Below are 25,270 nucleotides of genomic sequence, written 5' to 3'. Positions count from 1 at the left end.
GCAAGCTCCGTCTTAAAGATCAGCGTTTTCAATGATCTGGCGACGGTTCCGCCCGCAGCCGGGCCTCACGGCGCAGCCGCGCCGGCCAGTGCGAACAAGCGATTCTCTCCGGATCTTGACCCCGGCAGGAGGCAGACATGAACGACCAACCCGTAACCCTCTCCGATGCCGCCGCCCGGCGCATTGCGAGCATTCTCGGCTCCTCTCCCGAAAAGCAGGCGCTTCGCGTCTCCGTCGAAGGCGGCGGCTGTTCCGGCTTTTCCTACAAGTTCGATCTCGTCGAAGACCAGCAGGACGACGATCTCGTGCTGGAGAAGGACAATGCGCGCGTGCTGATCGATCAGCTTTCGCTCGTCTATATGGACGGCTCGGAGATCGACTTCGTCGACAACCTCCTCGGCCAGTCTTTCCAGATCAAGAACCCGAACGCCGTCGCCAATTGCGGCTGCGGCACCAGCTTCTCGATCTGACCTCACTTTGGAACCCGGCCGACCGAGGCTGGCCTGAAAAACACGCGAAACGGAAACCGCATGCCGATCAAGATTGCCACCTGGAACATCAACGGCGTGCGGGCCCGGATCGAAAACCTCGTCGCGTGGCTGAAAGAATCGAACCCCGACATCGTCGCGTTGCAGGAAATCAAGACGGTCGACGAGACCTTTCCCCGCCTTGAGATCGAAGCGCTCGGCTATCATGTGGAGACACACGGGCAGAAGGGTTTCAACGGCGTCGCGCTTCTGTCGAAGATCCGCCCCGACGAGGTGAACCGCGGCCTTCCCGGCGACGCGGCCGACGAACAGGCGCGCTTCATCGAAGGCGTCTTTTCCGTTGACGGCGGCGCGATCCGCGTCTGCTCGATCTACCTGCCGAACGGCAACCCCGCCGACGACCCGGTCAAATACCCTTACAAGCTTTCGTGGATGGAACGCCTCTTCGCCTTCGCGCAGGATCGCCTGGCGCTGGAGGAACCCCTGGTGCTTGCCGGCGACTACAATGTCATCCCCGAGCCGCACGACTGCTGGGACGTCAAGGTCTGGGAACGGGACGCGCTCTATCTGCCGCCGACCCGGCAGGCCTTCCGCCGTCTTGAAAATCTCGGCCTCACCGATGCTTTGCGCGCCTCATCGGATGCCGCACCGCTCTATACGTTCTGGGATTATCAGGGCGGGTGCTGGCCGAAGAACTACGGTATCCGCATCGACCATCTCATGCTGTCGGCCGAGGCATCGGACCGTCTGGTCTCGACGGGCGTCGAGAAGCATGTGCGCAATTGGGAAAAGCCCTCGGACCATGTGCCCGTCGTGGCCGTGCTCGACTACGCAGCGTGATGCGCGCCTGATCGCTTGCGGATCAGGCTATTCGTTGGGGTTGAAACGGATGCTCTGGGCGAGCGCGACGCCCTTTCGGCGGTCTTCCTCGGTGGCGACGGAGAAGGCTTCTTCCTGCGTCGCCTGAAGCCAGCCACAGTCCTTGGGCGGGCAATGGTCCAGCGCCGCCGTCATGAAGGCGAGTCCGCGCGCGGTATCCCCTTCCTGGAAGAGAATGTTACCGAACAGGCCCATGGCGCCGGCATGGCCCTTGTTGCGCGCGCGGTTCAGCCACTTCTTGGCCTGATGCACCGACACATTGCCACCCTCGCCGCGCAGCATCATGCGGCCAAGCTGGAACTGCGCTTCCGGGATGCCGAAGGTGGATGCGGCCTGGAAATAGAGCTGACGCGCCTGCGCCAGATCGATCCGGACAGGACTGTCCGGAATGCCGCGGCGATAATAGCTGGCAAGCGAAATCAGGGCGCTCGCGAAATAACCCGTGTCTTCAGAGCCCGGCTCGACGCCGGCGCGGGCGATCTCGCTATAGATCTTGAAGGCTTCCAGATCATTTTCCGGCACGCCGTCGCCGTCGGCATACATATTGGCGAGCGCCCAGCGCGAACCCGTATGCCCCTTTTCCGCGGCGTAGCGATAGGCCTCGACGGCATCGCCCTTGCGACCTTCCTTGTAGGAGAAGAAACCGAACTTGAAGAGATCGAAGGGCCCGCTTTCCTTGGTAATGCCCGCATCGGGATCGAATGCCAGAGCCGTCGACGCCATCCCGCAGGAGAGCGAAAGGCAAAGACCCATTACAAGTACTTTCATCGGCATCAACTCAGACCTGGGTATCACTTCAACTATTCCGCGGCCGGCCGGTCTTCGACGACGAAAGCGGGAGCGTACGGTTTTCGTACGCTTTTCCGACAATTCCGGCGGCAATGACATCGTTTGGCTCATCGTTTCCCTTGAGCGCGGTCGCCCGCATCTGCATGTCCCCATCGCTGCGCCCCGTTTGTGGCGGGAAATGGACATTTCGTCGCTTGCCAGAGGGTGTAGCAAACTCTGGAAAAAAATGTGTTGCGATTCTGTCACAGAATTTCCAGCAACGCTGTGATTTCCCCACCGCAAGCGCTCAACAGTAAGGAAACATTAACTATAACGCTTGTCGCAGATGATTTGAGCACCATTTAGGCGCGCCCGATGGACGCCGCGCGAAAGCGGCGGGATTGGCTGCGCGGGGGAAGGGAAAACAGAAGCCCGGAAACGAGAAAACCCGGCACTAGGCCGGGTTCTTGGTGCGGTCGAGAAGACTCGAACTTCCACGGGTTGCCCCACAGCGACCTCAACGCTGCGCGTCTACCAATTCCGCCACGACCGCATCGTGGTAGATGTCGTCTTGCGGCGACGGGGGTGCATGTAGCAAAAGGATTTGGGGTGCACAAGGCCGCGTGACAAGAAAAATGAGGGAAAGCGAAACAATTTCAACAGCCCCTTCGAGAAGCCCCGGAAACCCCTGAAATCCTTGCATGATCGCTCCTATATCTGGCACAAGGAACCCGAAAGGAAGGCCGTCATGCAGCGCCAGGACATCGAGACATCCCTTCTAGCGATTCCCGGCTCCCCGCCGGTGCGCTGGCGCGTCGCGCCGGGACTTGTCGCCTATGACGAGGCGGTCGAAACGATGGAGCGCGAGGCCGCGGCCATCGCCCGCGGCGAGGCCGACGAACTCGTCTGGCTGGTCGAGCATCCACCCCTCTACACCGCCGGCACGAGCGCGGTGCCGGATGACCTCGTGGCCCCCGATCGGTTTCCGGTGTTTTCGACGGGACGCGGCGGCGAGTACACTTATCACGGGCCGGGCCAGCGCGTCGTCTATGTCATGCTGGATCTCAAGCGCCGGCGACAGGATGTGCGCGCCTTCGTGGCGGCGCTCGAAGCCGTCGTCATCGATGCGCTCGATTCCATGAACGTCCGTGGCGAGCGGCGTGAGGATCGTGTCGGCGTCTGGGTGCGCCGACCCGAACGCCCGCCGCTGCCGGATGGCTCGCCGGCCGAGGACAAGATCGCCGCCATCGGCATTCGCCTGCGCCGCTGGGTGAGCTTTCATGGCTTCTCCCTCAATGTCGATCCGGATCTGGAGCATTTCAGCGGCATCGTCCCCTGCGGCATCCGCGGCTACGGCGTGACCAGCCTCGTCGATCTCGGCCTGCCGGTCATGATGAGCGACGTGGATGTCCGCATCCGCGACTCGTTCGAGCGCGTCTTCGGTGAAACCACTCCCGACATCGACTGTCAGGCCATAAGCGCGTCGCAGGCATAGACGATGGCGTAGCCGTGCAGGGAAAGAGCTGCGTAGAGGCCGAAGCCCGCGAGCAGCCGCTGCGGCGGCGTCATCGGTTCCAGCGCACGGCGGGGTTTCACGCCACCGGCACCGATCAGGCTCAACAGCGTGAAGACGGCAAGGCCGGCGATGAGAAGCATGAACGGCAGGCCGATACGCCAGCCGACGAAGACGATGGCGAGCGTCACGAGGAAGCTCGCCGAAAGCAGGCCGCTTCGACTGGGGAAGACCTGACGCAACACCTGCCCGCCATCGAAGCGATGCATGGGCAGCAGATTGAGCAGGTTGAACGCGCCGAGGATCAGCAGGAAGACCAGCACGGCCGCACTTGTCGCGTGCGAGCCTGCATCGTGCAGCGCGATCAGCGGCGGCACCAGGAAGGCGGACATGCCCGCGCCCATCAGCGCGCAGACCGCCACCTCGAATCGTGAATTGTAAGGCCGCCCGCCGACGGCGATGCCGCCGAGCAACGGAACGAAGATCATGCGCACGCGCTTGTGGCCGAAGGCCCGGTAGGCGGCCATGTGCCCGAATTCGTGCAGAACGATCACCACGGTCAGAAAAGACGACAGCAACAGCCCGCGGGCGTTGGGCCCGAAGAACGGCCAGAGCAGCAACGTGGACAGGACGGCGAGCGCCACCTGCGTCGCCGGCCGTTCCAGAACGCCCCTCACATCGCCCTGGCCTGTGGCCAGCCACTGGTCGAGCGCCTTCATTTCCCGGCGCAGCTGCACATAACGGAAAAGAAGAAAGGCGATGCCGCGATAACGATCCGTCTGTTCGACCGTCATCAGCGTGCCGCCCGGCACGGGACGCAGGAAACGCCGATCGATATAATCATGCCAGAAGGACGCATCGAGCGCGCTGTCTTCGATAACGCGCGTCTCGCAGGCGATGCCATCGCCGTCGCGCGCTTCGCGCACCGACACGGTGCGCGTGATCGGCTCGCCCCGCCGGTCGGGATAGCGAAAGGTCTGCCGGACACGATCTGCGGAAAGCGGTTCGCTCGACAGGATCGCGGGATGCCAGTCCGCTTCCCTCCCGAGCGGGCTGACCAGCCCGGCGAGACGCGACGGCGACGCCTTCACCACCCGGCTGAGCCGCAGGGTGCGGCGGCCGACCGGCGCGGCGATCAACAGCCAGATCAGGCCGAGATTGATTGCCAGCAGCAAGATCACCGAAACCGATGTCGACATGGCGTCCTCCCCGGCCTCATGACCGGAGATTTCAGGCTAGCGGCGATTTCCTAACAAATCTCAAGACTCAGGCGAATTCCATGATGACAGCATCCACGGCCAGGCTTTCGCCGGGCCGGGCACGGATCGGTCCGACGGTCAGGTCGCGCTCGGCGCGCAGCACGTTTTCCATCTTCATCGCCTCCACGACGGCCAGGGTCTCGCCCGCCTTGACCTCCTGCCCCTCCTGCACGGCGATCGACACCATGAGGCCCGGCATGGGGCAGAGCAGCATTTTCGAAGTATCCGGGGGCAGTTTGACCGGCATCAGCGCATCGAGTTCGGCAAGGCGCGGCGTGAAGACGCGGGTCAGCACGGAAAGACCCTGCCAGTCGATGCGCATGCCGTTTCGCAGCGGCCGCACCTGCGCCGTCACCGATTGGCCGTCGACCGCGCCGCGCCAGACGGCATCGCCCGGCCGCCAGTCGCTCTCGACCGCATCCGCCGTCGTAAGCGCGTGATAATCATCGCCGATCTTCACCACCCAGTCGGGTCGCAGACCTTGTGCCGGGCGCAGACGGTCAAGATGTTTCGCCCGGCGCGCGGCATCGGTCAGATGGGCCGACAGCGCGACACGGGCCAGCACCTGCGCCTCGTCGGCGCTCGGCGCCATCGGCATGAAGCCGTCGGGATACTCCTCGGCGATGAAGCCCGTCGAAAGCCGCCCCTCCCGCCAGCGCGGATGCCGCATCAGCGCGGCGAGGAAGGGAACATTATGCTCGATGCCATCGACGGTGAAACCGTCGAGCGCGTCGCTCATGGCGTCGATCGCCTCCAGGCGGCTCGGCGCCCAGGTGCAGAGCTTGGCGACCATCGGATCGTAGTACATCGAGATTTCGGCGCCCTCGTAGACGCCGGTATCGTTGCGCACGATCGTCGAACCGGTCTTCCCTTCCGCGGGCGGGCGATAGCGCGTGAGCCGGCCGATGGACGGCAGGAAGCTGCGGTACGGGTCCTCGGCATAGAGGCGGCTTTCAATGGCCCAACCGTCAAGGCGAATATCGTCCTGCGCCAGCGTCAGCTTCTCGCCGGCGGCGATGCGGATCATCTGCTCCACGAGGTCGATGCCCGTGACGAGTTCCGTCACCGGATGCTCGACCTGCAGGCGGGTGTTCATCTCGAGGAAATAGAAATTGCGGTCGCGGTCGACGATGAACTCCACCGTGCCCGCGCTCTGGTAATCGACGGCTTTGGCGAGCGCCACCGACTGCTCGCCCATGGCACGCCGCGTCGCCTCATCGAGAAACGGCGACGGCGCCTCCTCGACGACCTTCTGGTTTCGGCGCTGGATGGAGCATTCGCGCTCGCCGAGATAGAGCGTCGTGCCATGCGCATCCGCGAGTACCTGGATCTCGATATGGCGCGGGTCGACGATGTATTTCTCGATGAAGACGCGGTCGTCGCCGAAGGCGCTTTTCGCCTCCGAGCGGGCGCGGTCGAAGCCGTCGCGCGCCTCTTCCTCGTTCCAAGCGATGCGCATGCCCTTGCCGCCGCCGCCGGCGGACGCCTTGATCATCACGGGATAGCCGATCTCGCCGGCGATGCGCTCGGCATGGGCGGCATCCTCGATGACGCCGAGGAAGCCCGGCACCGTCGAGACCTTCGCGGCATTGGCGAATTTCTTTGATTCGATCTTGTCGCCCATGGCGCGGATCGCCTTTGACTTCGGGCCGATGAAGACGATGCCCTCCGCTTCCAGCGCCTCGCAGAAGCTGGCGCGCTCGGACAGGAAGCCGTAGCCGGGATGAACCGCCTCTGCGCCGGTCTCCTTGCAGGCGGCGATGATCTTGTCTGCGACCAGATAGCTTTCGGCCGCCGGCGCCGGGCCGATAGGAACGGCTTCGTCGGCCATTTCGACATGGAGCGCATCGCGATCCGCGTCGGAATAGACCGCCACGGTGGCGATGCCCATCCTGCGTGCCGTCCTTATCACGCGGCAGGCGATCTCGCCGCGGTTGGCAATCAGGATTTTCGTGAACATGCTTTCCTCCCGGCAGTCTTGTGCAGGATTTGTAGCCACAAAAGCGCCAGCCATTCAACGGCGGCGCGCGGGCACTTTAGTCGAAGGCGATGTCCGCCCTCACCTTCCGGCTCTTTTGTTCGCGCCAGATGATGAAAAGGCCGGAAGCGACGATGACCGCGATACCGAGCCATTTCGACGGCGTCGGGAAATCGCCGAAGATCGCGTAGCCGAGCACGGTGGCCGAGATGATCTCGAAATACTGGAAGGGCGCCAGCAGCGAGAGCGGCGCCATGCGGAAGGCGCGCACCACCAGCATATGCGCATAGCCCGACAGCGCCCCCAGGATGAGCAGCAGGATGAGCGTGAAAAGCGATGGCGGTAGCGACAGTTCGAAATCCGCAACGCCGGCATTGTTGCCGATCATCAGGGCCAGGCCCATGAACAGCGTTCCGCCGAAGCCGGCGATCGTCTGCATGGTGAGGGGAGAATCGGCATCGCCGATCGCCCGGTTCATGAAGAGATAGACGGAATACAGGAAGGCGCAGCCGACCGGCAGCAGCGCCGTCCAGCCGAACAGCACGAAACTGGGCTGGATGACGATGAGCGCGCCGCCAAAGCCGATGATGATGGCGAGCCAACGCCGCCAGCCGACCCTGTCACCGAGAAAGGCGGCCGACATGGCTGTCAGGATGAAGGGTTCGACGAAGTAGATCGCGAAGACATCCGCCAGCGGCATGTACTTGACGGCGGCGAAGAACAGCAGGCTTGCGGCACCGTGGATGGCCCCGCGCAGGAGGTTGAGCCATGGACGCTTCGGGCGCAGTGTCGCGGCGCCGGCCGCCGTGAAAATCAGCGGCACGGTGCAGACCAGCTGGAAGAAGAAGCGGTAGAACGTGACCTGCCCCGGCGACATGCCGGCGAAATTGGCCATGTATTTGGCGATGGCATCCATGCAGGGCAGAAGCAGCATGGCGACGGCCATGAGCGCCACGCCCTGCATGGTGTTTGCGCCGGACTGGCCGGCAGGGCCTGCGCCTGCATTCATGGTTTGTCTCCTCGTTACCTTCTCCTTAGACCTTTTCACTCAACTGGCAATGCCGGATTTCAGGCCCTGCAGAGGCGGCGCGAAGCGGCGCATTTGAGGTAGATACAAAGCCTTCTCTGCCTGTAAACTTGCCGGAAACACATTGGAGGCCGCGATGACCATTGCCGGCGAAAACAACACAATCCCTTTTCCTGCCATCCGCACCGACGGCGACACGCTGGGCGGCCGCATCTGGCGCGCGCGCGATGCCATCGGCCTTTCCCTGGAAGACCTCGCGGCCCGGCTCGGCCTGCCGCAGGACACGGTCGGCGGCTGGGAGAGCGATCGCGCCGAGCCGGACACCAAGGCGCTCTTCATGCTGGCAGGCGTCCTGTCGGTCTCGCCGTCCTGGCTGATCGCGGGCATCGGCGATGCACCGAGCGATCCCGCCGGCGACGAACACCTCCATCCGCTGCTTCGCCAGCTCCGCGAGGTGCACCAGATGCACGAGCGGACGGGCAAGGCGATCGCCGCGCTCGAAGCCGAGATCGCCAGGCTGATACAAAAAGATCAGGCCTGATTTCACCCCCAAGACTTGAGACGGCGGCCCGGCTCTGCAATGGTCTGGCCGCAAGAGAATCCGTATAGGGAGACGACTATGGACGTACGTGCCGCCGTTGCCGTTCAGGCAGGAAAACCGCTGGAAGTGATGACCGTGCAGCTCGAAGGCCCGCGCGCCGGCGAGGTGCTCATCGAGGTGAAGGCGACCGGCATCTGCCATACGGACGAGTTCACCCTGTCGGGTGCCGACCCGGAAGGCCTTTTCCCCGCCATTCTCGGCCATGAGGGCGCCGGTATCGTCGTCGATGTCGGCCCGGGCGTCACGTCGCTGAAGAAGGGCGACCATGTCATTCCGCTCTACACGCCGGAATGCCGCGAATGTTACTCCTGCCTGTCGCGCAAGACCAACCTCTGCACCGCCATCCGCGCCACGCAGGGCCAGGGCGTGATGCCCGACGGCACCTCGCGCTTCTCGATCGGCAAGGACAAGATTTTCCACTATATGGGCTGCTCGACCTTTGCGAACTACACGGTCCTGCCGGAGATCGCGCTCGCCAAGGTCAACCCGGACGCCCCGTTCGACAAGATCTGCTACATCGGCTGCGGCGTGACCACCGGCATCGGCGCCGTCATCAACACGGCCAAGGTGGAAGTGGGCTCGACGGCCATCGTCTTCGGCCTTGGCGGCATCGGCCTCAACGTGCTGCAGGGCCTGCGCCTTGCCGGCGCCGACATGATCATCGGCGTCGATATCAACAACGACCGCAAGGCCTGGGGTGAGAAGTTCGGCATGACGCATTTCGTCAATCCGAAAGAGGTGGGCGACGACATCGTGCCCTATCTCGTCAACATGACGAAGCGCAACGGCGACACGATCGGCGGCGCCGACTACACCTTCGACTGCACCGGCAACACGAAGGTCATGCGCCAGGCGCTGGAATCGGCCCATCGCGGCTGGGGCAAGTCGGTCATCATCGGCGTCGCCGGCGCGGGCCAGGAAATCTCGACGCGTCCGTTCCAGCTGGTCACCGGCCGCAACTGGATGGGCACGGCCTTCGGCGGCGCACGCGGCCGCACGGATGTTCCCAAGATCGTCGACTGGTACATGGAAGGTAAGATCCAGATCGATCCGATGATCACCCACACCATGCCGCTGGAAGACATCAACAAGGGCTTCGACCTCATGCATGAGGGCAAGTCCATCCGCAGCGTCGTCGTCTACTGATGACGGCAACCGCCTACAGCGTCGATGTGCGGAGAATGGAAGCGTTCTCCGCGCTGGAGCTTTATGCCTTGCTGAAGCTGCGGGTCGATGTCTTCGTGGTCGAGCAGGCCTGCGCTTATCCGGAGCTGGATGGGAAGGACGCAGACGCGCTGCATCTGCGCTTGCTGATCGACGGCGAGACTGCGGCCTATGCGCGATTGGTGAAGCCGGAGGACGATTTCCCGCGCATCGGCCGGGTCATCGTCGCGCCGGACCATCGCGGCAGCGGGCTCGGCAGCGTTCTGATGCGTGCGGCGATCGATGCCTGCGGGACGCATTTTCCTGGCCAGCCGATCGCGCTTTCGGCGCAGAGCCATCTCGAACCCTTCTACCGGTCCCTTGGCTTCGTGCCGACTTCGGCAGAATATGTCGAGGACAGCATTCCGCATGTCGATATGGTGCGGCCGGCCGAGGGCCATGAACGGGCGAGCTGAAAAGACGGATCGTATGAGCGAAAACCAGCCTACCATCTTTGTCGATGCGGATGCCTGCCCGGTAAAGCCGGAAGTGCTGAAGGTTGCCGAGCGGCATGGCCTGCCGGTGACCTTCGTCGCCAATTCGGGGCTGCGGCCGTCGCGTGACCCGATGATCCGCAACGTCATCGTCTCCGGGGCCTTCGACGCGGCCGACAACTGGATCGTCGACAACGTGCGCGAAGGCGATATCGTCATCACCGCCGACGTGCCGCTTGCCGGGCGCACCGTCGCGAAAGGCGCGCATGTGACCGGCCCGACCGGACGGCTGTTCGACCAGACGAATATCGGCATGGCGAGCGCGATGCGCGATCTCGGCGCGCATCTGCGCGAGACGGGTGAAAGCAAGGGCTACAATGCCGCCTTCTCGCCGCGCGACCGTTCCGCCTTCCTGGAAACCCTGGACCGGCTTTGCCGCCGGGCGAAGAATGCGAAGGTGGGATCATGACGAAGGTACCGGAGCACAGGATCTACGGCCGGCACGTGCCCTTCTATGCGGGTATCGGCGCCGCCATCGTCTGCGGCGTGCCGGCGATCTGGCTCAAGCCGGATTTCGCAGTCGAGATCGCCGCCGTCGTGTTCTTCTCCTGCTACCTGGTGATGACGGTCATTCGCCTGCCCTATCTGACCGCGGCCTATCTCGAGCATCATGCCACCGACGCCGACGAACCGGTCTGGATCATCTTCGCCGTCACCTTCGCCGCCGCCGCCATTTCGATCGGCTCGCTGTTCGTCGTGCTCAATCAGAAGGGTGCCACCGGCCTCGAGCTCACCCTCGCCTTCGCCTCGGTCGCGCTCGGCTGGTTTACCATCCACACCATGGCCGCATTGCATTACGCCCATGTCTATTGGCGGCCGTCCCAGGCGGAGACGGATCGCGGCCTCTCCTTTCCCGGCGATACGAAGCCGGGGGTGTTCGACTTCCTGTATTTTGCCGTCGTGATCGGCATGACGGCGCAGACATCCGACGTCGCGATCACCTCGACGGCGATGCGCAAGGTCAACCTGTTGCACGCCATCGCCTCCTTCTTCTTCAACACGGTGCTGGTCGCAGCCGCGGTGAACGCGGCCGTGTCGCTCGCCACCTGACATCCGGAGCTTCCATGAAAGTGCTATCCCAGAACACCGCCTTCGGCGGCATGCAGGGCGTGTTCGCCCACGATTCCGAGGCCTGCAAGACCGAGATGACCTTCGCCGTCTTCGTGCCGCCGCAGGCCATCAAGGAGCCGCGTCCGGTGCTGTGGTATCTCTCCGGCCTCACCTGCACCCATGCCAATGTCATGGAGAAGGGCGAATATCGCCGCATGGCGGCCGAGCTTGGCCTGATCGTCGTCTGCCCCGATACCAGCCCGCGCGGCAATGACGTGCCCGACGAAATCACCAACTGGCAAATGGGCAAGGGTGCCGGCTTCTATCTCGACGCCACGGAGGCGCCCTGGGCGGAAAACTACCAGATGTACAGCTATGTCACGGAAGAGCTGCCGAATTTCCTCAGCCAGCATTTCCGCATGGACATGGATCGCCAGGGCATTTTCGGCCACTCGATGGGCGGACACGGCGCCATGACCATCGCGCTCAAGCATCCAGACCGGTTCAAGAGCTGCTCCGCCTTCGCCCCCATCGTGGAGCCTTCGACGGCCGACTGGTCCGCACCCGCCTTCGAAAAGTATCTCGGCCCCGATAAGGCCGCCTGGCGCGAATACGATGCCTGCGCGCTGGTGGCCGATGGCGCACGCTTCCCCGAATTCCTCATCGATCAGGGCAAGGCGGATGGCTTTCTCGACAATGGCCTTCGCCCCTGGCTGTTCGAGGAGGCGATCAAGGATACGGACATCAAGCTCACGCTGCGCATGCACGAGCGCTACGACCACTCCTACTACTTCATCTCGACTTTCATGGACGACCATCTGAAGTGGCACGCCGAACGCCTCGGCTGACGCAACGGTTTCCATGGCGGGGGCGCATGGCTGACATGCCGTCCCCGCTCTTGCGATCGGCCTGCCAATGCGCGATATTCCCACCCGGTAGACGGCTACCGCCGGGCAATCCGGTCACGATCGCGGGGACGGCCTCGCTCCTTTCAAACGGAGTAGGCAAAATGCCCTGGATTCTCCTCACCCTTGCAGGTCTCTTCGAAATCGGCTGGGCCGTCGGGCTCAAATATACCGATGGTTTCACCAAGCTCGTGCCGACCGTTCTCACCGCCGGTTCCATGCTGGTCAGCATCGTGCTTCTCGGCCTTGCCGTGAAGACGCTGCCCATGGGCACGGCCTATGCGATCTGGACCGGCATCGGCACCGTCGGGACGGTCATTCTCGGCATCGTCCTGTTCGCCGAGCCGGCCACCGCCATGCGGATCGGCTGCATCGCCCTCATCGTCACCGGCATTCTCGGCCTGAAATTCGTCGCGTAGACGCCGTCAGCACGGCCGGGGGCGAAGCTCCCGGCACCGCTGTCGGACGTTCCCTTACAGCGGGATGTTGTCGTGCTTCTTCCAGGGATTTTCCAGATCCTTGTTGCGCAACAGGCGGAGCGCGCGGGCAATACGCTTGCGCGTCGAGTGCGGCATGATCACCTCGTCGATATAGCCGCGCTCGGCCGCCACGAAAGGTGAGAGAAACCGGTCCTCGTACATCTTCGTGTGCTCGGCGATCTTCTCGGGATCGGCGATATCCTTGCGGAAGATGATCTCCACCGCGCCCTTCGCTCCCATCACCGCGATCTGCGCCGTCGGCCAGGCATAATTGATGTCGCCGCGCAGGTGCTTCGAGGCCATAACGTCATAGGCGCCGCCATAGGCCTTGCGCGTGATGAGCGTCACCTTCGGCACCGTCGCCTCCGCAAAGGCGAAGAGCAGCTTGGCGCCGTGCTTGATGAGGCCGCCATATTCCTGCGCCGTGCCCGGCAGGAAGCCCGGAACATCCACGAAGGTCACGACGGGGATGTTGAAGCAGTCGCAGAAGCGCACGAAACGCGCGGCCTTGCGGCTGGCATCCGAATTGAGAACGCCCGCCAGCACCATCGGCTGGTTGGCGACGAAGCCGACCGTCGCGCCCTCGATGCGGCCGAAGCCGCAGACGATGTTGCGGGCAAAACTCTCCTGGATCTCGAAGAAGTCGCCCTCGTCGACGGTCTTGAGGATCAATTCCTTGATGTCATAGGGCTTGTTGGCATTGGCCGGCACAAGCGTGTCGAGCGAGGCGTCGATCTCCTCCACCGACTGGAAGCATTCGATCTCCGGCACGGGCGACGTGTTGGACTGGGGCAGGAAATCGACCAGGCGACGAACCTGCAGAAGCGCATCGACATCGTTGTCATAGGCGCCGTCGGCAATCGAGGATTTCGTGGTGTGCACGGAGGCGCCGCCCAGTTCCTCCGCCGTCACGGTCTCGTTCGTCACGGTCTTCACGACGTCAGGACCCGTCACGAACATGTAGGACGTGTCGCGCACCATGAAGATGAAATCGGTCATGGCAGGAGAATAGACGTCGCCGCCGGCGCACGGCCCCATGATGACGGAAATCTGCGGAATGACGCCGGACGCGAGCACGTTGCGCTGGAAGACCTCGGCATAACCGCCCAGCGCCGCCACACCCTCCTGGATACGCGCACCGCCGGCATCGTAAAGCCCGACGATCGGCGCCCGGTTCTTGAGCGCCATGTCCTGGACCTTCATGATCTTCTGGGCATGGGTCTCGGAAAGCGAACCGCCGAAGACCGTGAAATCCTTGGCGAAGACGAAGACGGTGCGGCCATTGACCGTGCCCCAGCCGGTGACGACGCCGTCGCCGGCGATCTTCGTCTTCTCCATGCCGAAATCGGTGGACCGGTGTTCGACAAACATGTCGAACTCCTCGAACGAGCCCTCGTCAAGGAAGACATCGATGCGCTCGCGCGCCGTCAGCTTGCCGCGCTTGTGCTGCGCATCGATGCGCGCCTGGCCGCCACCCATGCGGGCGCGCTCGCGCCGGACTTCGAGCTCGTGGAGAATTTCCTTCATGATCCCTCGGTTCCTCCCGTTCAGACAACGGCTTAGCATGGGGAAACGGGGGCTTGAAGAGGATTCGCCCTAGGTCGATGGTCTTAGGTCAGCGCGGAATGCCGGCGAGGACGGAGGCGGCGACATCCATCTCCTCGCGCCGCAATTCCCGGCGCCGGAAGGCTTCCTCGTCGGTGCCCCAATGCTCGATCTGCCAGTCCTCGTCCACATGGGCGAGAGACCAGGCCGTCTCGGCATCGATAACGCCTTCCGCGAGCGCCAGCGCCAGCAGCGCCGAGCCGGTCAGCGTCGTGACCGTGTGCAGGCAGGCCAGCGCGAGCGGATCGGTGTGGGCGGAAAGCGCTGCGGCAAAAGCATCGATCGCCGGTGCCGGCTGCTCCTGGTGCATCACCCCTTCGACGAGGATGAACCGGGCGCCCTTGGCATCGGCCGCCCAGCGCAGGATCGGATCCCAGCCGTCGCGCTGGCGGTTGACGAGGCCCTCGGGCGAATCGGCGCGGTAGCACAGCATGTCGGTGCCGGCGAACCGCACAATCTCGTCGGCCACCGCATCGAAATTGGCGGTGACGCCGTCGATGGCCGTGTTGACGAGGCGGGTGACCGGCATCTTCGCGGGATCGATCTCCTCGCCCTGCCCGTCCCACTCGTCGCGCAGGCGATCGGCAATCGCCTGGGACGGCACCGCCAGGATGTTCTTGCCCGGCGTGCGCACCGGCCGGCCGTCGAGGAGGATGCGGAATCCCTCCTCCGCCTGCTCGGTCGTCACGTCCTTATAGAACCGCTTCGGCAGTGGCCGCTTCATCTGGATTTGCGCGCGGCGCACCGGATCGGGATCGCTCATCGCGTCGGAAAGATCGCTTCGGATATCACGCATCGGAAATCTCCAGCCATTCGAGGAGGTCGGCCGGCGTGCGCAGGATGTGATCCGCGCCCGCATCGACCAGTTCGGGAACACTCGCATATCCCCAGGAAACGCCGATGGCCTTGGCGCCGGCCGCCTTGGCCATCTGCATGTCATAGACGGCGTCGCCGATCACGACGGTACGGTCCGCATCGATACCCGCCTCGCTGCAGCATTCCGTGACCATGGCCGGATGCGGCTTGGAAGGGCAGTCGTCGGCGGTGCGGGATACGAAGAACGTCTTGTCGAAGCCGTGCGAGGCGCGAATGAGATCGAGGCCGCGGCGGGACTTTCCGGTGACCGCACCGAGGATGAGCTCGTCTTCCCGCTCCAGCCGCGCCATCATCGGCGCGATGCCATCGAAAAGCGGCTCCTGGAAGCCCGGTTCGGCGCGCACGCCGGTAAAGATGGCCTTGTAATGCGCCGTCATTGCCAGCGCTTCGTCATCTACATGCGGCTTGCCCAGCATGCGGGCAATCGCGATGTCGAGGGTAAGCCCGATGATCGCCTTGGTCTCGGCCATATCGGGCCGGGCATAACCGAAATCGACGAAGGTGCGGGCCATGACCTCATGGATCAGCTTGACGCTGTCCACCAGCGTTCCGTCGCAATCGAAAAGAACGAGCCGCATCACTCTTCCTCATCCGCCGTATTCTGGTCGAAGCCGAAGAGGTTCCACGTCTGCACCATGTGCGGCGGCAGAGGCGCCGTCACACGCAGGCGCCCGCCATTGGGGTGGGGTATGTCGATGTGACGCGCATGCAGATGCAGCCGGTTCTGCACCCCGCCCGGGAAATTCCAGTTCACATCCGCATCGAAATACTTGGGATCGCCGAGGATGGGGTGGCCGATGTGCAGAGCGTGGACGCGCAGCTGGTGCGTGCGGCCGGTATAGGGCTCCATCTCCAGCCACGCGAAGTTCTGCCCCGCCTGCTCGACGACGCGGTAGAAGGAGACGGCGTGGTCTGCGCCATCCTCGCCATGCTTGGCGATGCGCATGCGATCGCCATCCGGCGTCTGCTCCTTGACGAGCCAGGTGGAAATCTTGTCCTCTCGCTTCTTCGGCACGCCCTTGACCAGCGACCAGTAGGTCTTCTTGGTGTCGCGCTCGCGAAAGGCGGCCGTGAGCTTCTGCGCGGCACCGCGCGTGCGGGCGATGACGAGAACGCCCGACGTGTCGCGGTCGAGGCGGTGCACGAGACGCGGCTTCTCGCCCTTCTGGCTCGTCCAGGCTTCCAGCATCTGGTCGATATGGCGCGTGACGCCCGAGCCGCCCTGTACGGCGATGCCGGCGGGCTTGTTGAGCACGAACACCTTGTCGTCCTCGTGCAGCAGCATGCGCGACAGGAGTTCGCCGTCCGGGGAATGCTTGAGGTCGCGCCCGGCAATCGGCCCGGACTTCACGGCCTTCGGATCGACATCCATGGGCGGAATGCGGATCATCTGTCCGGGCTGCACGCGCGTATCGCTTTTCGCGCGCCCGCCATCGATGCGCACCTGCCCGGAGCGCAGCAATTTCTGGAGCGGACCGAAGCCGAGCCCCGGATAGTGGACCTTGAACCATCGGTCGAGGCGCATGCCCGCCTCGTCGTTCTCCACCTGCTTGTGTTCGATGCCTGCCATGTCAGCCTTCTTTCGTTGCGCCGCTCATAGCGCAAGAACGAAGGAATTAGAAGGCGCGGAAGGTCAGTGTCGTCAGGGAACGCACGATGCCGGGAATGGACGCCACATGATCGTTGATGAACTTGCCGATATCCTCTTCGCTTTCGACATAGATCTTGAGCAGCAGATCGAACTCGCCGCTCGTCGAATAGAGCTCCGAGATGAGCTCGGTCGCGTAAAGCGCATCCGCCACTTCATAGGTCTTGCCCGGAGCGCATTGCAGTTGCACGAAAATCGGCTTCATTGGTCCTCCCCGCCATCGGCGGCATGCTTGAGCCGCGCGATCCCGGCGGCATTCCGCATTCCTTATGGCGGAATTGCCACCGCAAAGGCAAGACCACGGGAAGACGACGGCATCCGTTAAAATTCGATGAAAATACAACCATCACAATTCACCGCAGCGAAATTCTCGACTGATAGGGTCTGCCATCCGATCAACCGTTGAAATGCCATGACCCAGATCGTGACAGTCTCTCCGGCAACCGCCGCCTATGCCGCGCTCGGCGCGAAGACCACCACGCGGAGCCATACGCTCTTCGAGGAACGCATCCATCACTGGAGCGAAGATGCGAAGGTGCGCGGCGATGCGCGCGTGGTCGCCGTCCTCAACGTCATCCAGCCGCCTGCGCTTGCGCTCGCCCTCCTCACGGCGCCGCAACTACGCCCCCAGGTCACGGTCGCCGAAGCGCAGCGCCAATATGACGAGAACGGTCGGGAAATCCCGCCCGACGTCGACTAATCCCTCCCCGACAACAGCCGTCCCCAACACCTCGCCCCCGTTTCCGGGGGCTTTCTTTTTTGCGAGGAGCAAACAAGACATGTAAAAATTTGGGACCGCTTCCCACCGCTGTGTTTGATCTCGCTTAAAAACCGAACGTCTCTGCCCGCTTGCGTATAGCGAAAGACAATCATACACTACCTTAACGGGAAAGATGACTCGGGGGGAGATGTTATAAGGGGTAAGAAACAGAACTTAAAAGATGGGGGATGGACGTTCCAGTTCACAAAATTGGGCTGGCATTGGGAGCTTCGCGATCGGCATAATGATTTTATCGGTCGATCGATCGCCTCATTCATTACAGAGCGGGCGTGCCGTGAAAACGCTCTTGCTCACAGCAAAGCAAAAGCGCCAGTAATCACTGACGAGCAACACAGCGCGCCGTTCGACGAAAGCGAAGCTCGCGCAGACCTCAACGTGCTTCGAGAAAGGTTTGCCATGAAACAGCAAGCCTTCACAGCGGGTTTCGCGGAGGGAAGGGCATCGTCATTGGAGCCTCATGATGCCGGTCCCAGCGAAGCAGACACGTGGTACGTTTACATACTTGCGTCAGGTCCTGCTGATCGGCTGCTGTTGCAGGCGGACAGTACGCTGGCGCCGCATGTAAACAGGGCGAGAAACAGCTCTACCGGCAAGCACGCCAAGGTACTGGTGTGGTGCGAATGGCATGACAGTAAGGAAAGCGTCATGAACCGTCTTAAGGAGATGCGGAAATGGTCGCGCCAGAGGAAGATCGGTTTCATCGAGGCATCCAATCCCGGCTGGAACGACATCTCTGAAAGCCTGGCGAAGCGGTAGCCGGCCAGGTTGTCATTGCGGTGCGGGATTGCACGGGCTACATGCGAACGTCCCGTTACGGGAATCGCCTTTACGGCTACTCCCGTGATGCAGAAGGAACCGCTGATGCCCACAGCACCGCGCAAGGGAGCGATCGCCCTCGCCTACCGTGTTTTCGTCCTGCCGGGCGTCATTGCCTATCTTTTCGCCGTCAGCACCGTTGTGCTTGCTGCCGATCGCTTCTGGCTGGTGGACCTCGTCACCTTCGCCTGGCCCTACGTCGTCGCCGTCGGCGTGCTGCTGACCGTCGCGGCCTTCCTGACCCGCCGCATCAAGGCCATCACCATGGCGGCCATCGGCCTTACCGTCGCGCTCCTGCCGGCCGCCGACGTGCCGACGGCGCGCCCCTCGTCCGCGCAAGGCGGCATCAAGGTGATGACCGCGAATATCTTCGGTGACAACATCAAGGATCGTACCGCCTTCCTCGCCCTATTGAAACAGGAACGGCCTGACATCGTCGTGCTTGAGGAGACCAGTCCGGCTTGGGAACGGCTCCTCTCGTCATCCGACCTCTATCCCTATGAAAGCAGCACGGAGACGATGCTGCGGGACGCGCTCAAAGTCTATTCGACCCTGCCCATTCGCGCCGAAACGGAACTGAAGCGCGCAGTCACCGAGCCTCAGGCCTACAAGCAGCCGTTGCGGCTGGAGCTCGACCTCGCGGGAAAGCCGCTTTTCCTTTACGCCCTCCACCCCGAAACGCCACGGCGGCTCTGGCAGTGGCGCGATCGCAACGCTTATCTCTCGGCGGCCGCTGATGCCGTGAAAGGCGATCTCGAACGGGCGCCGGTGATCGTTGCCGGCGACTGGAATACGCCGACATGGTCGCCCTTCTTCCGCACCTTCCTCCAGCAATCGGGCCTCGCCTCGACGGCGGTCGGATGGCTGCAACCGGTCACGCGCTTCACCATGAAGCTCGAGGCGCTCGCCTATATCGGCTCCACAATCGACCATATTGCCGTTTCGCCTGACATCTTCCTGCGCGACCATCGTGTGGGCCCAGCCTTCGGCTCGAACCACCGTCCGGTCATCGTCGAACTGACCCTACCGCAAAGCTGAGACCTCGCCACGCCGGAAAAACACGCTATCTTGCATGTGTACCCGCAACGAGGAGACGACGATGACGACCAGGAAGGACAGCCCGAAAGCCTCGCTCGAACAGGAACGTGCCCGGCAGAAGGAAAAGAGCCCGAAGGCCGAGCAGGACGATTATCTGGAAGAAGCGCTGGAAGAGACCTTTCCGGCCAGCGACCCCATCGCGCCGGGCGATGTGAAGGATCACGCCAAGTGAGCGGAGCCGCAGCGTGACCGGCCGCTTTCTCTTCACCGGCCCTGATAACGCGCCGGTGACGCTGCTTCTGGCCCATGGCAGCGGCGCCCCGATGGACTCGCCGGCCATGAACGCCGCCGCAGAGGCGCTGGCGGCGCAAGGCCTGCGTGTCGCGCGGTTCGAATTCTCCTACATGGCGGCGCGGCGCACGGATGGCGGCCGCCGTCCGCCACCCAAGGCGGAGACGCTGAACCCGGAATTCCGTGCGGCCGTTTCCGCGCTCGGCGCAACGGGTCCGCTGGTCATCGGCGGCAAGTCGATGGGCGGGCGTGTCGCCAGCATGGTGGCGGACGACCTCCACGCCGCCGGAAGCGTCTCCGGCCTGCTCTGTCTCGGCTACCCGTTCCACCCGCCGGAGAAACCGACGCAACTGCGCACCGCCCACCTGATGACGCTGCAGACACCCGCGCTCATCTGCCAGGGCACGCGCGATCCCTTCGGCACGAAGGAAGAGGTGGCTACCTATGGCCTGCCCGAACGCATCCGCCTGCTCTGGCTCGAAGACGGCGATCACGACCTGAAGCCGCGCAAGTCCATTTCCGGCTTCTCCGCCGCCGACCATCTCGCGACGATGGCGAGCACGGTGAAGGCGTGGACGACAACGCTCTGACAGACCGTCAAGCAAAGCTGAGGGATCGATTCAACGGTTTGACGAATTGAATCCGCTTGTCCTTGCAAGATGTTGAAACACGATCCATTTTCGACAAAGGGAACATTAACCGGGCCGTGCCATCATGCCGCCGTATCACACGACGCCGGGCAAGCCATGACGCACAGCTTTCCTTACACGCACTACGACCTCGACATGCAGCGCTCCGGCACGGTCATCGAAATCACGCTGTCGTCCATCGCCAATGTGCGCCTGATGACCCACGGCAATTTCGATCTCTTCAAGAACGCGCGTCAGCACAAGTTCCTCGGCGGCGTGGCCAAGCAGTCGCCAATCCGGCTGAAGATCCCGCAGAGCGGCCACTGGCACGTCGTGGTGGATATGGAAGGACATCCGGGCAAAGCGCAATCCTCGATCAAGATCGTGCCGAAGGGTCCGGAGAAGCCGGCGCAGCGCTTCAACGCCGCGTAACGCTCCCTAGCTGCGCTCGCGGCGCAGCTTCGCCCACCATTCCAGCCGCTTGCGCAGCTCGCGCTCGAAACCGCGCTCCGGCGGATCATAGAAGGTTCTGCGGCCCATCTTCTCCGGGAAATAATCCTGGCCGGAAAACGCATCCGGCTGGTCATGATCGTAGAGGTAACCCTCGCTATAGCCCTCGCCCTTCATGAGCTTGGTCGGCGCGTTGAGGATGTGCTTGGGCGGCAGCAGCGAACCGTTCTCCTTCGCCGCGCGCGTGGCCGATTTGTACGCGGTATAGACGGCATTGGACTTCGGCGCGGTCGCAAGATAGACGCAGGCCTGCGCCAGCGCCAGTTCGCCCTCCGGCGAGCCCAGGAAGTCGTAGGCGTCCTTAGCGGCATTGCACACGACAAGCGCCTGCGGATCGGCAAGGCCGATATCCTCGACAGCCATGCGCACCATGCGTCTGCACAGGAACAGCGGATCCTCGCCCGCGTCCAGCATGCGGGTGAGATAATAGAGCGATGCATCGGGATCCGAGCCGCGCACGGCCTTGTGCAGCGCCGAGATGAGATTGTAGTGGCCGTCCTGTGACTTGTCATAGACGGGCGCGCGGCGCTGCACGATGCGAAAGAGGTCATCCTGTCCGAAGGTCTCGCCGGGGCGGGCTGCGCGCCAGACCTCCTCGGCCAACGTCAGCACGGCGCGGCCATCGCCGTCGGCCATGCGCAGGAGCGAGGCGCGCGCCTCATCGTCCAGCGGCAGCGGCTTCTCCTCCACCGTCTCCGCGCGTTTCAGCAGCTCCTCCAGGCTTTGCTCGTCATGGGGCTTGAAGGTCAGCACGCGTGCCCGCGACAGAAGCGCCGCATTCAGCTCGAAAGAGGGGTTTTCGGTCGTCGCGCCGACGAGCACGATGGTGCCGTCTTCCATGACCGGCAGGAAACTGTCCTGCTGGGCGCGGTTAAAGCGGTGGATCTCGTCGACGAAGAGCAATGTCTGGCGGCCGCCCATGCGGCGCGCCCGCGCCGCTTCGAAGACCTTCTTGAGATCCGCCACGCCGGAGAAGATCGCGGAGATCTGCTCGAAGGCGAGCCCCGTCTCGCCGGACAGCAGCCGCGCGACCGTCGTCTTGCCGGTGCCAGGTGGCCCCCAGAAGATCATCGAGCCGAGCGAGCCCGCCTCGATCATGCGCGAAAGCACACCGTCGGGTCCGGTCAGGTGTTCCTGGCCGGAGACTTCGCCCAGCGTGCGTGGACGCAGCCGGTCGGCCAGAGGCCGTTTTGCCGCCATATCCTCGGGTTCACGCGGAGCGAAGAGGTCGCTCATCGGAAGAACTGACGAATGCGCTGGCCGTCACGTTCGATCTCGACACGCCAGAAGGACGGGTTTTCGTTGACCATCGCTTCCAGCGTCTCCGTTGTCGTCACGGCTGCACCGTTCAGCTCAATCACGATATCGCGCGGCTGGAGGCCGATACGGGCGGCGGGCGAGCCGCGGTTGACCTGCGTGACGACGACGCCTGTCGTGGTCTGGTTCGTGGGCATGCGCAGCTCGTCGGCCACGCGCGGCGAGAGATTGGCCACCACCGCGCCCGAGAAGGGATTGCGGCCTTCGATCAGGCGTTCGTCGCGCGGGGTTGTTTCGGGTGCGCGGTCGAGGGCGAGCGTCAGTTCCTCCTGCTTGCCATTGGCGATGACGGTGATCTTCGCCGTGCCGCCGATACCGACCGTCGTCAGCCGGTAACCCAGGGCATCGGGATGCTCGACCGCAATGCCGTTGACGGCGGTGACGACCTGGCCGGGCTTCATGCCGGCCTTTTCCGCCGGGCTGCCCGCCTGCACGCGCGAAATCAGCGCGCCGCGCGCGCGGTCGAGGCCGAGCGCTTCGGCGACTTCCGATGTCACCGCATCGAAGGTCGCGCCGATGAACGGGCGGTCGAAGGTGGCATTGCCATGTTCGGCGCTTGCCACGAATGTCTTCACGAGATTGGCCGGAATGGCGAAGCCCACGCCGTTCGAGCCGCCGCCACGCGAAAAGATGGCGGTGTTGATGCCGATGAGTTCGCCGTTCATGTTGACGAGGCCGCCACCGGAATTGCCGGGATTGATGGCCGCATCCGTCTGGATGAAGAAGCCGAAGTCGCCGGAGCGCACCTGGTTGCGGGCAAGCGCCGACACGATGCCGCTCGTCACGGTCTGGCCGACGCCGAACGGGTTGCCGATGGCCAGCACCAGATCGCCCACCTGCACCGCGTCGCTATCGCCGAGCGGTAGGGTGGAGAATTTGACATCGCCCTTGATCTTCAGCACGGCGAGGTCGATCCGTTCGTCTTTCAGGACGACCGTGCTTTCGAACTCCCGGCCATCCGCCAGTGCGACCTTGATGTCGTTCGCGCCTTCGATAACGTGGTTGTTGGTCACCACGATGCCGTTGGCGCCGACGATGACGCCGGAGCCGAGTGAGGACTGCTTTTCACTGCGGTTGGGCATGCGCTGGCCGAAGAACTCCTCGAAGAAGGGGTCGCCCTCGAAGATGGAGCGGCGCTCGACCGACCGTTCGGCATAGACGTTGACGACCGCGTTCTCGACCTTCTTGACGAGCGGCGCGAAAGACAGCTGCATCTCCGTCCTCGACTGCGGGACGGTGCGCTCCTCTGCCGTGGCGGGCGTCACAAGCGCCAGCGCCACGAAAAGCGGGGCGGCAAACAGCATTCTGGCTTTCGACATGGGCGAGTCTCCTTCGTTTGCGCGTCACGTTCAGATAGGATTTCGCAGGAAAAAAGGCAAACCGCGCCTTTGATTTCGGTCACGGCCTCTCACAGGCTGCGCACGCAAATGTGGTTGCGGAAAAAATCACCGCCATTGAAACAACGCCATCCTCCTTTACGTAGAGATGAGGGAATACACCCCAACGGATCGAGCCCCATGCCAGTCTATCGCCCTCACCGCATCCCCGCCTCGGAGATCACGCCCGAGCGCTGTTTTCTCAACCGCCGCGCCTTCATCGCCACGGCAGCCGGCGGCATGCTGGCGGCAACCGCTGCGCCGGCACTCGCCTCGGCGCTGAAGGCGTCCGAGAGCCGCTACAAGGTCGACGAGAAGCTGACGCCCGAAAAGGACGTGACGACCTACAACAACTTCTATGAGTTCGGTCTCGGCAAGGGCGATCCGGCGGCGAATTCCGCAAATTTCAAGCCCACGCCCTGGACCGTGAAGGTCGATGGCCTCGTCGGCAAGCCCAGGGAGTTCGGGCTGGAGGAACTGCTGGCCATGCCGCTTGAGGATCGCGTCTACCGCATGCGCTGCGTCGAGGCCTGGTCGATGGTCATCCCCTGGGTGGGCTTTCCGCTCGCGGCGTTGCTCGACAAGGTGGAGCCGCTGGGCGACGCGAAATATGTCGCCTTCGAAACGGTGGTGCGGCCAGAGGAAATGCCGGGGCAGTCGGGCTATTTCCAGTCGCTGCCCTGGCCCTATGTGGAAGGCCTGCGGCTCGACGAGGCGCGCAATCCGCTGACGCTGCTGTCCGTCGGCGTCTACGGCAAGACGCTGCCCAACCAGAACGGCGCCCCCATCCGGCTCGTCGTTCCGTGGAAATATGGCTTCAAGGGCATCAAGTCGATCGTCAAGATCACGCTGACCGATAAGCAGCCGCCATCCACCTGGAATATTTCCGCACCGAACGAGTACGGCTTCTATGCCAACGTCAATCCCGAGGTGGATCATCCGCGCTGGAGCCAGGCGAGCGAAAACCGCATCGGCGAAGGCGGCTTCTTCGGCGCCAACCGCCGGCCGACGCTGCCGTTCAACGGCTATGCGGAAGAGGTGGCGGGCCTGTATTCCGGCATGGACCTGCGGGCGAACTTCTGATGCCCGCCCTTCCTGCACTGCCGCGCAAATACCACGCCGCCTCGATCTGGCTTCTCTACGCCGTCGGCCTTCTGCCTGCGGTGTGGGGTTTCTGGCTCGGTGCGACCGGCGGGCTCCCCGGCAACCCGGTGAAGGAGTTCGAGCACCTGCTCGGCCTCTGGGCGCTGCGCTTCCTGGTCGCGACACTTGCGATCACGCCGCTGCGTGACCTGTTCGGCATCAACTGGATCCGCTATCGCCGCGCCCTGGGCCTGCTGGCCTTCTGGTACGTGCTGATGCACTTCCTGACCTATATGGTGCTGGATCAGTATCTGAATTTCGCGGCGATCATCGACGATATCGTCCGGCGCCCGTTCATCACCATCGGCATGGCCGCATTCGTGATGCTCATTCCGCTGGCCTTGACGTCGAACAACTGGTCGATCCGCAGGCTCGGACCACGCTGGGTGAAGCTTCACAGGCTCGTCTATGTCATCGCCGCGGCCGGCGTCCTGCACTTTGCCATGTCGGTGAAGGTGGTTGGTCTGGAGCCCTGGACCTACATCACGCTCGTTGCGCTGCTCCTGCTATACCGGCTGCTGCGCCCGATCCTGCGCAACCGCAATCGCGGCAGACGGACTGGCGCTTCGCTCCCGGGACGCGAACGGTCAGCCTGA

Annotated in this window: 30 protein-coding genes and 1 tRNA gene; 18 read left to right on the top strand and 13 right to left on the bottom strand. The window is 63.5% G+C overall.

The window, feature by feature from the left end; all coding sequences use genetic code 11:
- Nucleotides 1–137: 137 nt before the first annotated feature.
- Together erpA and xth are read left to right on the top strand one after the other, a co-directional pair.
- Nucleotides 138–470 carry an iron-sulfur cluster insertion protein ErpA gene (gene erpA, locus K6301_RS06225; protein ID WP_134649087.1) on the top strand — a complete coding sequence of 111 codons (333 nt, stop codon included), beginning with the start codon at nt 138–140 and terminating at the stop codon, nt 468–470.
- Between the two features lie 66 nt (nt 471–536).
- Nucleotides 537–1,328, top strand: a complete 792-nt coding sequence (xth, locus tag K6301_RS06220; RefSeq protein WP_247220519.1) for an exodeoxyribonuclease III — start codon at nt 537–539, stop codon at nt 1,326–1,328.
- A 27-nt stretch (nt 1,329–1,355) separates the two neighbouring features.
- Here the strand turns inward: xth and exoR are convergent, their stop codons facing one another.
- The 3 genes from exoR to K6301_RS06205 form a co-directional block, all read right to left on the bottom strand.
- The gene (gene exoR, locus K6301_RS06215) at nt 1,356–2,141 is read right to left on the bottom strand and encodes an exopolysaccharide production regulator ExoR (protein WP_425475375.1); all 786 of its coding nucleotides are present in this window, start codon (nt 2,139–2,141) and stop codon (nt 1,356–1,358) included.
- Nucleotides 2,142–2,603: 462 nt separating this feature from the next.
- Nucleotides 2,604–2,688: transfer RNA gene (locus K6301_RS06210), tRNA-Leu, on the bottom strand.
- A complete protein-coding gene (locus K6301_RS06205) occupies nt 2,653–2,838 on the bottom strand; it encodes a hypothetical protein (RefSeq protein WP_134649086.1) in 186 nt (61 codons plus the stop codon). Before K6301_RS06205 ends, K6301_RS06210 begins: the two co-directional genes overlap by 36 nt.
- 45 nt (nt 2,839–2,883) lie before the next feature.
- Here K6301_RS06205 and lipB point away from each other — a divergent pair, with 45 nt between their 5' ends.
- Complete coding sequence (gene lipB / locus K6301_RS06200; RefSeq protein WP_247219935.1) at nt 2,884–3,630, top strand: lipoyl(octanoyl) transferase LipB; 747 nt, start codon at nt 2,884–2,886, stop codon at nt 3,628–3,630.
- Here lipB and K6301_RS06195 read toward each other — a convergent pair.
- From K6301_RS06195 to K6301_RS06185, 3 genes are all read right to left on the bottom strand, one after another.
- Nucleotides 3,603–4,847, bottom strand: a complete 1,245-nt coding sequence (locus tag K6301_RS06195; RefSeq protein ID WP_247219933.1) for a hypothetical protein — start codon at nt 4,845–4,847, stop codon at nt 3,603–3,605. The two genes, lipB and K6301_RS06195, sit on opposite strands and share 28 nt — an antisense overlap.
- A 67-nt stretch (nt 4,848–4,914) precedes the next feature.
- Nucleotides 4,915–6,867, bottom strand: a complete 1,953-nt coding sequence (locus K6301_RS06190; RefSeq protein ID WP_247219931.1) for an acetyl-CoA carboxylase biotin carboxylase subunit — start codon at nt 6,865–6,867, stop codon at nt 4,915–4,917.
- Between the two features lie 76 nt (nt 6,868–6,943).
- Complete coding sequence (locus K6301_RS06185; RefSeq protein WP_247219929.1) at nt 6,944–7,894, bottom strand: DMT family transporter; 951 nt, start codon at nt 7,892–7,894, stop codon at nt 6,944–6,946.
- Between the two features lie 154 nt (nt 7,895–8,048).
- Here K6301_RS06185 and K6301_RS06180 point away from each other — a divergent pair, with 154 nt between their 5' ends.
- The 7 genes from K6301_RS06180 to sugE all read left to right on the top strand — a co-directional run bounded on the left by K6301_RS06180 (nt 8,049) and on the right by sugE (nt 12,584).
- The gene (locus K6301_RS06180) at nt 8,049–8,453 is read left to right on the top strand and encodes a helix-turn-helix domain-containing protein (protein ID WP_247219927.1); all 405 of its coding nucleotides are present in this window, start codon (nt 8,049–8,051) and stop codon (nt 8,451–8,453) included.
- Between the two features lie 78 nt (nt 8,454–8,531).
- On the top strand, nt 8,532–9,659 hold the full coding sequence (locus K6301_RS06175; protein WP_134649081.1) for an S-(hydroxymethyl)glutathione dehydrogenase/class III alcohol dehydrogenase: 1,128 nt from the start codon (nt 8,532–8,534) through the stop codon (nt 9,657–9,659).
- On the top strand, nt 9,659–10,132 hold the full coding sequence (locus tag K6301_RS06170) for a GNAT family N-acetyltransferase (protein ID WP_247219926.1): 474 nt from the start codon (nt 9,659–9,661) through the stop codon (nt 10,130–10,132). Before K6301_RS06175 ends, K6301_RS06170 begins: the two co-directional genes overlap by 1 nt.
- A 13-nt stretch (nt 10,133–10,145) precedes the next feature.
- Nucleotides 10,146–10,619, top strand: coding sequence for a YaiI/YqxD family protein (locus tag K6301_RS06165; protein WP_247219924.1), 474 nt, complete (start codon nt 10,146–10,148; stop codon nt 10,617–10,619).
- Nucleotides 10,616–11,260 (top strand): DUF1345 domain-containing protein, encoded by a 645-nt coding sequence (locus tag K6301_RS06160; RefSeq protein ID WP_247219922.1) that lies wholly within the window; start codon nt 10,616–10,618, stop codon nt 11,258–11,260. Before K6301_RS06165 ends, K6301_RS06160 begins: the two co-directional genes overlap by 4 nt.
- 14 nt (nt 11,261–11,274) lie before the next feature.
- Complete coding sequence (fghA, locus tag K6301_RS06155; protein ID WP_247219920.1) at nt 11,275–12,108, top strand: S-formylglutathione hydrolase; 834 nt, start codon at nt 11,275–11,277, stop codon at nt 12,106–12,108.
- A gap of 161 nt (nt 12,109–12,269) precedes the next feature.
- Nucleotides 12,270–12,584, top strand: coding sequence for a quaternary ammonium compound efflux SMR transporter SugE (gene sugE / locus K6301_RS06150; RefSeq protein ID WP_134649076.1), 315 nt, complete (start codon nt 12,270–12,272; stop codon nt 12,582–12,584).
- Nucleotides 12,585–12,638: 54 nt separating this feature from the next.
- Here sugE and K6301_RS06145 read toward each other — a convergent pair whose 3' ends face one another.
- The 5 genes from K6301_RS06145 to K6301_RS06125 form a co-directional block, all read right to left on the bottom strand.
- Complete coding sequence (locus tag K6301_RS06145; protein ID WP_247219919.1) at nt 12,639–14,171, bottom strand: acyl-CoA carboxylase subunit beta; 1,533 nt, start codon at nt 14,169–14,171, stop codon at nt 12,639–12,641.
- An 88-nt stretch (nt 14,172–14,259) separates the two neighbouring features.
- Nucleotides 14,260–15,045, bottom strand: a complete 786-nt coding sequence (locus K6301_RS06140) for an ATP12 family chaperone protein (protein ID WP_247219918.1) — start codon at nt 15,043–15,045, stop codon at nt 14,260–14,262.
- The gene (locus tag K6301_RS06135) at nt 15,038–15,703 is read right to left on the bottom strand and encodes an HAD-IA family hydrolase (RefSeq protein ID WP_247219917.1); all 666 of its coding nucleotides are present in this window, start codon (nt 15,701–15,703) and stop codon (nt 15,038–15,040) included. The genes K6301_RS06140 and K6301_RS06135 overlap by 8 nt, the downstream gene beginning before the upstream one ends.
- The gene (locus tag K6301_RS06130) at nt 15,703–16,695 is read right to left on the bottom strand and encodes an RluA family pseudouridine synthase (RefSeq protein WP_247219914.1); all 993 of its coding nucleotides are present in this window, start codon (nt 16,693–16,695) and stop codon (nt 15,703–15,705) included. The genes K6301_RS06135 and K6301_RS06130 overlap by 1 nt, the downstream gene beginning before the upstream one ends.
- 46 nt (nt 16,696–16,741) lie before the next feature.
- The gene (locus K6301_RS06125) at nt 16,742–16,978 is read right to left on the bottom strand and encodes an Lrp/AsnC ligand binding domain-containing protein (protein ID WP_134649071.1); all 237 of its coding nucleotides are present in this window, start codon (nt 16,976–16,978) and stop codon (nt 16,742–16,744) included.
- Between the two features lie 207 nt (nt 16,979–17,185).
- Here K6301_RS06125 and K6301_RS06120 point away from each other — a divergent pair, with 207 nt between their 5' ends.
- From K6301_RS06120 to K6301_RS06095, 6 genes are all read left to right on the top strand, one after another.
- Complete coding sequence (locus K6301_RS06120) at nt 17,186–17,473, top strand: hypothetical protein (RefSeq protein WP_134649070.1); 288 nt, start codon at nt 17,186–17,188, stop codon at nt 17,471–17,473.
- 477 nt (nt 17,474–17,950) lie between these two features.
- On the top strand, nt 17,951–18,310 hold the full coding sequence (locus tag K6301_RS06115; protein ID WP_247219912.1) for a GIY-YIG nuclease family protein: 360 nt from the start codon (nt 17,951–17,953) through the stop codon (nt 18,308–18,310).
- Nucleotides 18,311–18,415: 105 nt separating this feature from the next.
- A complete protein-coding gene (locus tag K6301_RS06110) occupies nt 18,416–19,408 on the top strand; it encodes an endonuclease/exonuclease/phosphatase family protein (RefSeq protein WP_247219910.1) in 993 nt (330 codons plus the stop codon).
- 61 nt (nt 19,409–19,469) lie between these two features.
- Nucleotides 19,470–19,640, top strand: coding sequence for a hypothetical protein (locus tag K6301_RS06105; protein WP_167719042.1), 171 nt, complete (start codon nt 19,470–19,472; stop codon nt 19,638–19,640).
- A 13-nt stretch (nt 19,641–19,653) separates the two neighbouring features.
- Nucleotides 19,654–20,289: an alpha/beta family hydrolase gene (locus K6301_RS06100; RefSeq protein WP_247219908.1), complete on the top strand. Its 636-nt coding sequence runs from the start codon at nt 19,654–19,656 to the stop codon at nt 20,287–20,289.
- A 156-nt stretch (nt 20,290–20,445) separates the two neighbouring features.
- Entirely contained in the window at nt 20,446–20,760 is a 315-nt protein-coding gene (locus K6301_RS06095; RefSeq protein ID WP_134649066.1) for a DUF1883 domain-containing protein, read from the top strand.
- Nucleotides 20,761–20,766: 6 nt separating this feature from the next.
- Here K6301_RS06095 and K6301_RS06090 read toward each other — a convergent pair whose 3' ends face one another.
- Nucleotides 20,767–22,074, bottom strand: a complete 1,308-nt coding sequence (locus K6301_RS06090) for a replication-associated recombination protein A (protein WP_247219906.1) — start codon at nt 22,072–22,074, stop codon at nt 20,767–20,769.
- The gene (locus K6301_RS06085; protein WP_247220514.1) at nt 22,071–23,459 is read right to left on the bottom strand and encodes a DegQ family serine endoprotease; all 1,389 of its coding nucleotides are present in this window, start codon (nt 23,457–23,459) and stop codon (nt 22,071–22,073) included. Before K6301_RS06085 ends, K6301_RS06090 begins: the two co-directional genes overlap by 4 nt.
- A 213-nt stretch (nt 23,460–23,672) precedes the next feature.
- Between K6301_RS06085 and msrP the strand changes: the two genes are divergently transcribed.
- Both msrP and msrQ read left to right on the top strand, forming a co-directional pair.
- Nucleotides 23,673–24,614, top strand: coding sequence for a protein-methionine-sulfoxide reductase catalytic subunit MsrP (msrP, locus tag K6301_RS06080; RefSeq protein WP_247219904.1), 942 nt, complete (start codon nt 23,673–23,675; stop codon nt 24,612–24,614).
- Complete coding sequence (msrQ, locus tag K6301_RS06075; RefSeq protein ID WP_247219902.1) at nt 24,614–25,270, top strand: protein-methionine-sulfoxide reductase heme-binding subunit MsrQ; 657 nt, start codon at nt 24,614–24,616, stop codon at nt 25,268–25,270. Before msrP ends, msrQ begins: the two co-directional genes overlap by 1 nt.

The organism is Shinella oryzae (assembly GCF_023038235.1).
Taxonomy (GTDB): domain Bacteria; phylum Pseudomonadota; class Alphaproteobacteria; order Rhizobiales; family Rhizobiaceae; genus Shinella; species Shinella sumterensis.
This window is presented reverse-complemented; position numbering and strand designations above follow the sequence as displayed.

What these genes read in the sequence shown, in the direction of transcription:
- erpA (WP_134649087.1), top strand. Translation starts at nt 138, where the DNA reads ATGAACGACCAACCCGTAACCCTCTCCGATGCCGCCGCCCGGCGCATT.
- exoR (WP_425475375.1), bottom strand. Translation starts at nt 2,141, where the DNA reads ATGCCGATGAAAGTACTTGTAATGGGTCTTTGCCTTTCGCTCTCCTGC.
- K6301_RS06205 (WP_134649086.1), bottom strand. Translation starts at nt 2,838, where the DNA reads ATGCAAGGATTTCAGGGGTTTCCGGGGCTTCTCGAAGGGGCTGTTGAA.
- lipB (WP_247219935.1), top strand. Translation starts at nt 2,884, where the DNA reads ATGCAGCGCCAGGACATCGAGACATCCCTTCTAGCGATTCCCGGCTCC.
- K6301_RS06195 (WP_247219933.1), bottom strand. Translation starts at nt 4,847, where the DNA reads ATGTCGACATCGGTTTCGGTGATCTTGCTGCTGGCAATCAATCTCGGC.
- K6301_RS06190 (WP_247219931.1), bottom strand. Translation starts at nt 6,867, where the DNA reads ATGTTCACGAAAATCCTGATTGCCAACCGCGGCGAGATCGCCTGCCGC.
- K6301_RS06185 (WP_247219929.1), bottom strand. Translation starts at nt 7,894, where the DNA reads ATGAATGCAGGCGCAGGCCCTGCCGGCCAGTCCGGCGCAAACACCATG.
- K6301_RS06180 (WP_247219927.1), top strand. Translation starts at nt 8,049, where the DNA reads ATGACCATTGCCGGCGAAAACAACACAATCCCTTTTCCTGCCATCCGC.
- K6301_RS06175 (WP_134649081.1), top strand. Translation starts at nt 8,532, where the DNA reads ATGGACGTACGTGCCGCCGTTGCCGTTCAGGCAGGAAAACCGCTGGAA.
- K6301_RS06170 (WP_247219926.1), top strand. Translation starts at nt 9,659, where the DNA reads ATGACGGCAACCGCCTACAGCGTCGATGTGCGGAGAATGGAAGCGTTC.
- K6301_RS06165 (WP_247219924.1), top strand. Translation starts at nt 10,146, where the DNA reads ATGAGCGAAAACCAGCCTACCATCTTTGTCGATGCGGATGCCTGCCCG.
- K6301_RS06160 (WP_247219922.1), top strand. Translation starts at nt 10,616, where the DNA reads ATGACGAAGGTACCGGAGCACAGGATCTACGGCCGGCACGTGCCCTTC.
- fghA (WP_247219920.1), top strand. Translation starts at nt 11,275, where the DNA reads ATGAAAGTGCTATCCCAGAACACCGCCTTCGGCGGCATGCAGGGCGTG.
- sugE (WP_134649076.1), top strand. Translation starts at nt 12,270, where the DNA reads ATGCCCTGGATTCTCCTCACCCTTGCAGGTCTCTTCGAAATCGGCTGG.
- K6301_RS06145 (WP_247219919.1), bottom strand. Translation starts at nt 14,171, where the DNA reads ATGAAGGAAATTCTCCACGAGCTCGAAGTCCGGCGCGAGCGCGCCCGC.
- K6301_RS06140 (WP_247219918.1), bottom strand. Translation starts at nt 15,045, where the DNA reads ATGCGTGATATCCGAAGCGATCTTTCCGACGCGATGAGCGATCCCGAT.
- K6301_RS06135 (WP_247219917.1), bottom strand. Translation starts at nt 15,703, where the DNA reads ATGCGGCTCGTTCTTTTCGATTGCGACGGAACGCTGGTGGACAGCGTC.
- K6301_RS06130 (WP_247219914.1), bottom strand. Translation starts at nt 16,695, where the DNA reads ATGGCAGGCATCGAACACAAGCAGGTGGAGAACGACGAGGCGGGCATG.
- K6301_RS06125 (WP_134649071.1), bottom strand. Translation starts at nt 16,978, where the DNA reads ATGAAGCCGATTTTCGTGCAACTGCAATGCGCTCCGGGCAAGACCTAT.
- K6301_RS06120 (WP_134649070.1), top strand. Translation starts at nt 17,186, where the DNA reads ATGACCCAGATCGTGACAGTCTCTCCGGCAACCGCCGCCTATGCCGCG.
- K6301_RS06115 (WP_247219912.1), top strand. Translation starts at nt 17,951, where the DNA reads ATGAAACAGCAAGCCTTCACAGCGGGTTTCGCGGAGGGAAGGGCATCG.
- K6301_RS06110 (WP_247219910.1), top strand. Translation starts at nt 18,416, where the DNA reads ATGCCCACAGCACCGCGCAAGGGAGCGATCGCCCTCGCCTACCGTGTT.
- K6301_RS06105 (WP_167719042.1), top strand. Translation starts at nt 19,470, where the DNA reads ATGACGACCAGGAAGGACAGCCCGAAAGCCTCGCTCGAACAGGAACGT.
- K6301_RS06095 (WP_134649066.1), top strand. Translation starts at nt 20,446, where the DNA reads ATGACGCACAGCTTTCCTTACACGCACTACGACCTCGACATGCAGCGC.
- K6301_RS06090 (WP_247219906.1), bottom strand. Translation starts at nt 22,074, where the DNA reads ATGAGCGACCTCTTCGCTCCGCGTGAACCCGAGGATATGGCGGCAAAA.
- K6301_RS06085 (WP_247220514.1), bottom strand. Translation starts at nt 23,459, where the DNA reads ATGCTGTTTGCCGCCCCGCTTTTCGTGGCGCTGGCGCTTGTGACGCCC.
- msrP (WP_247219904.1), top strand. Translation starts at nt 23,673, where the DNA reads ATGCCAGTCTATCGCCCTCACCGCATCCCCGCCTCGGAGATCACGCCC.
- msrQ (WP_247219902.1), top strand. Translation starts at nt 24,614, where the DNA reads ATGCCCGCCCTTCCTGCACTGCCGCGCAAATACCACGCCGCCTCGATC.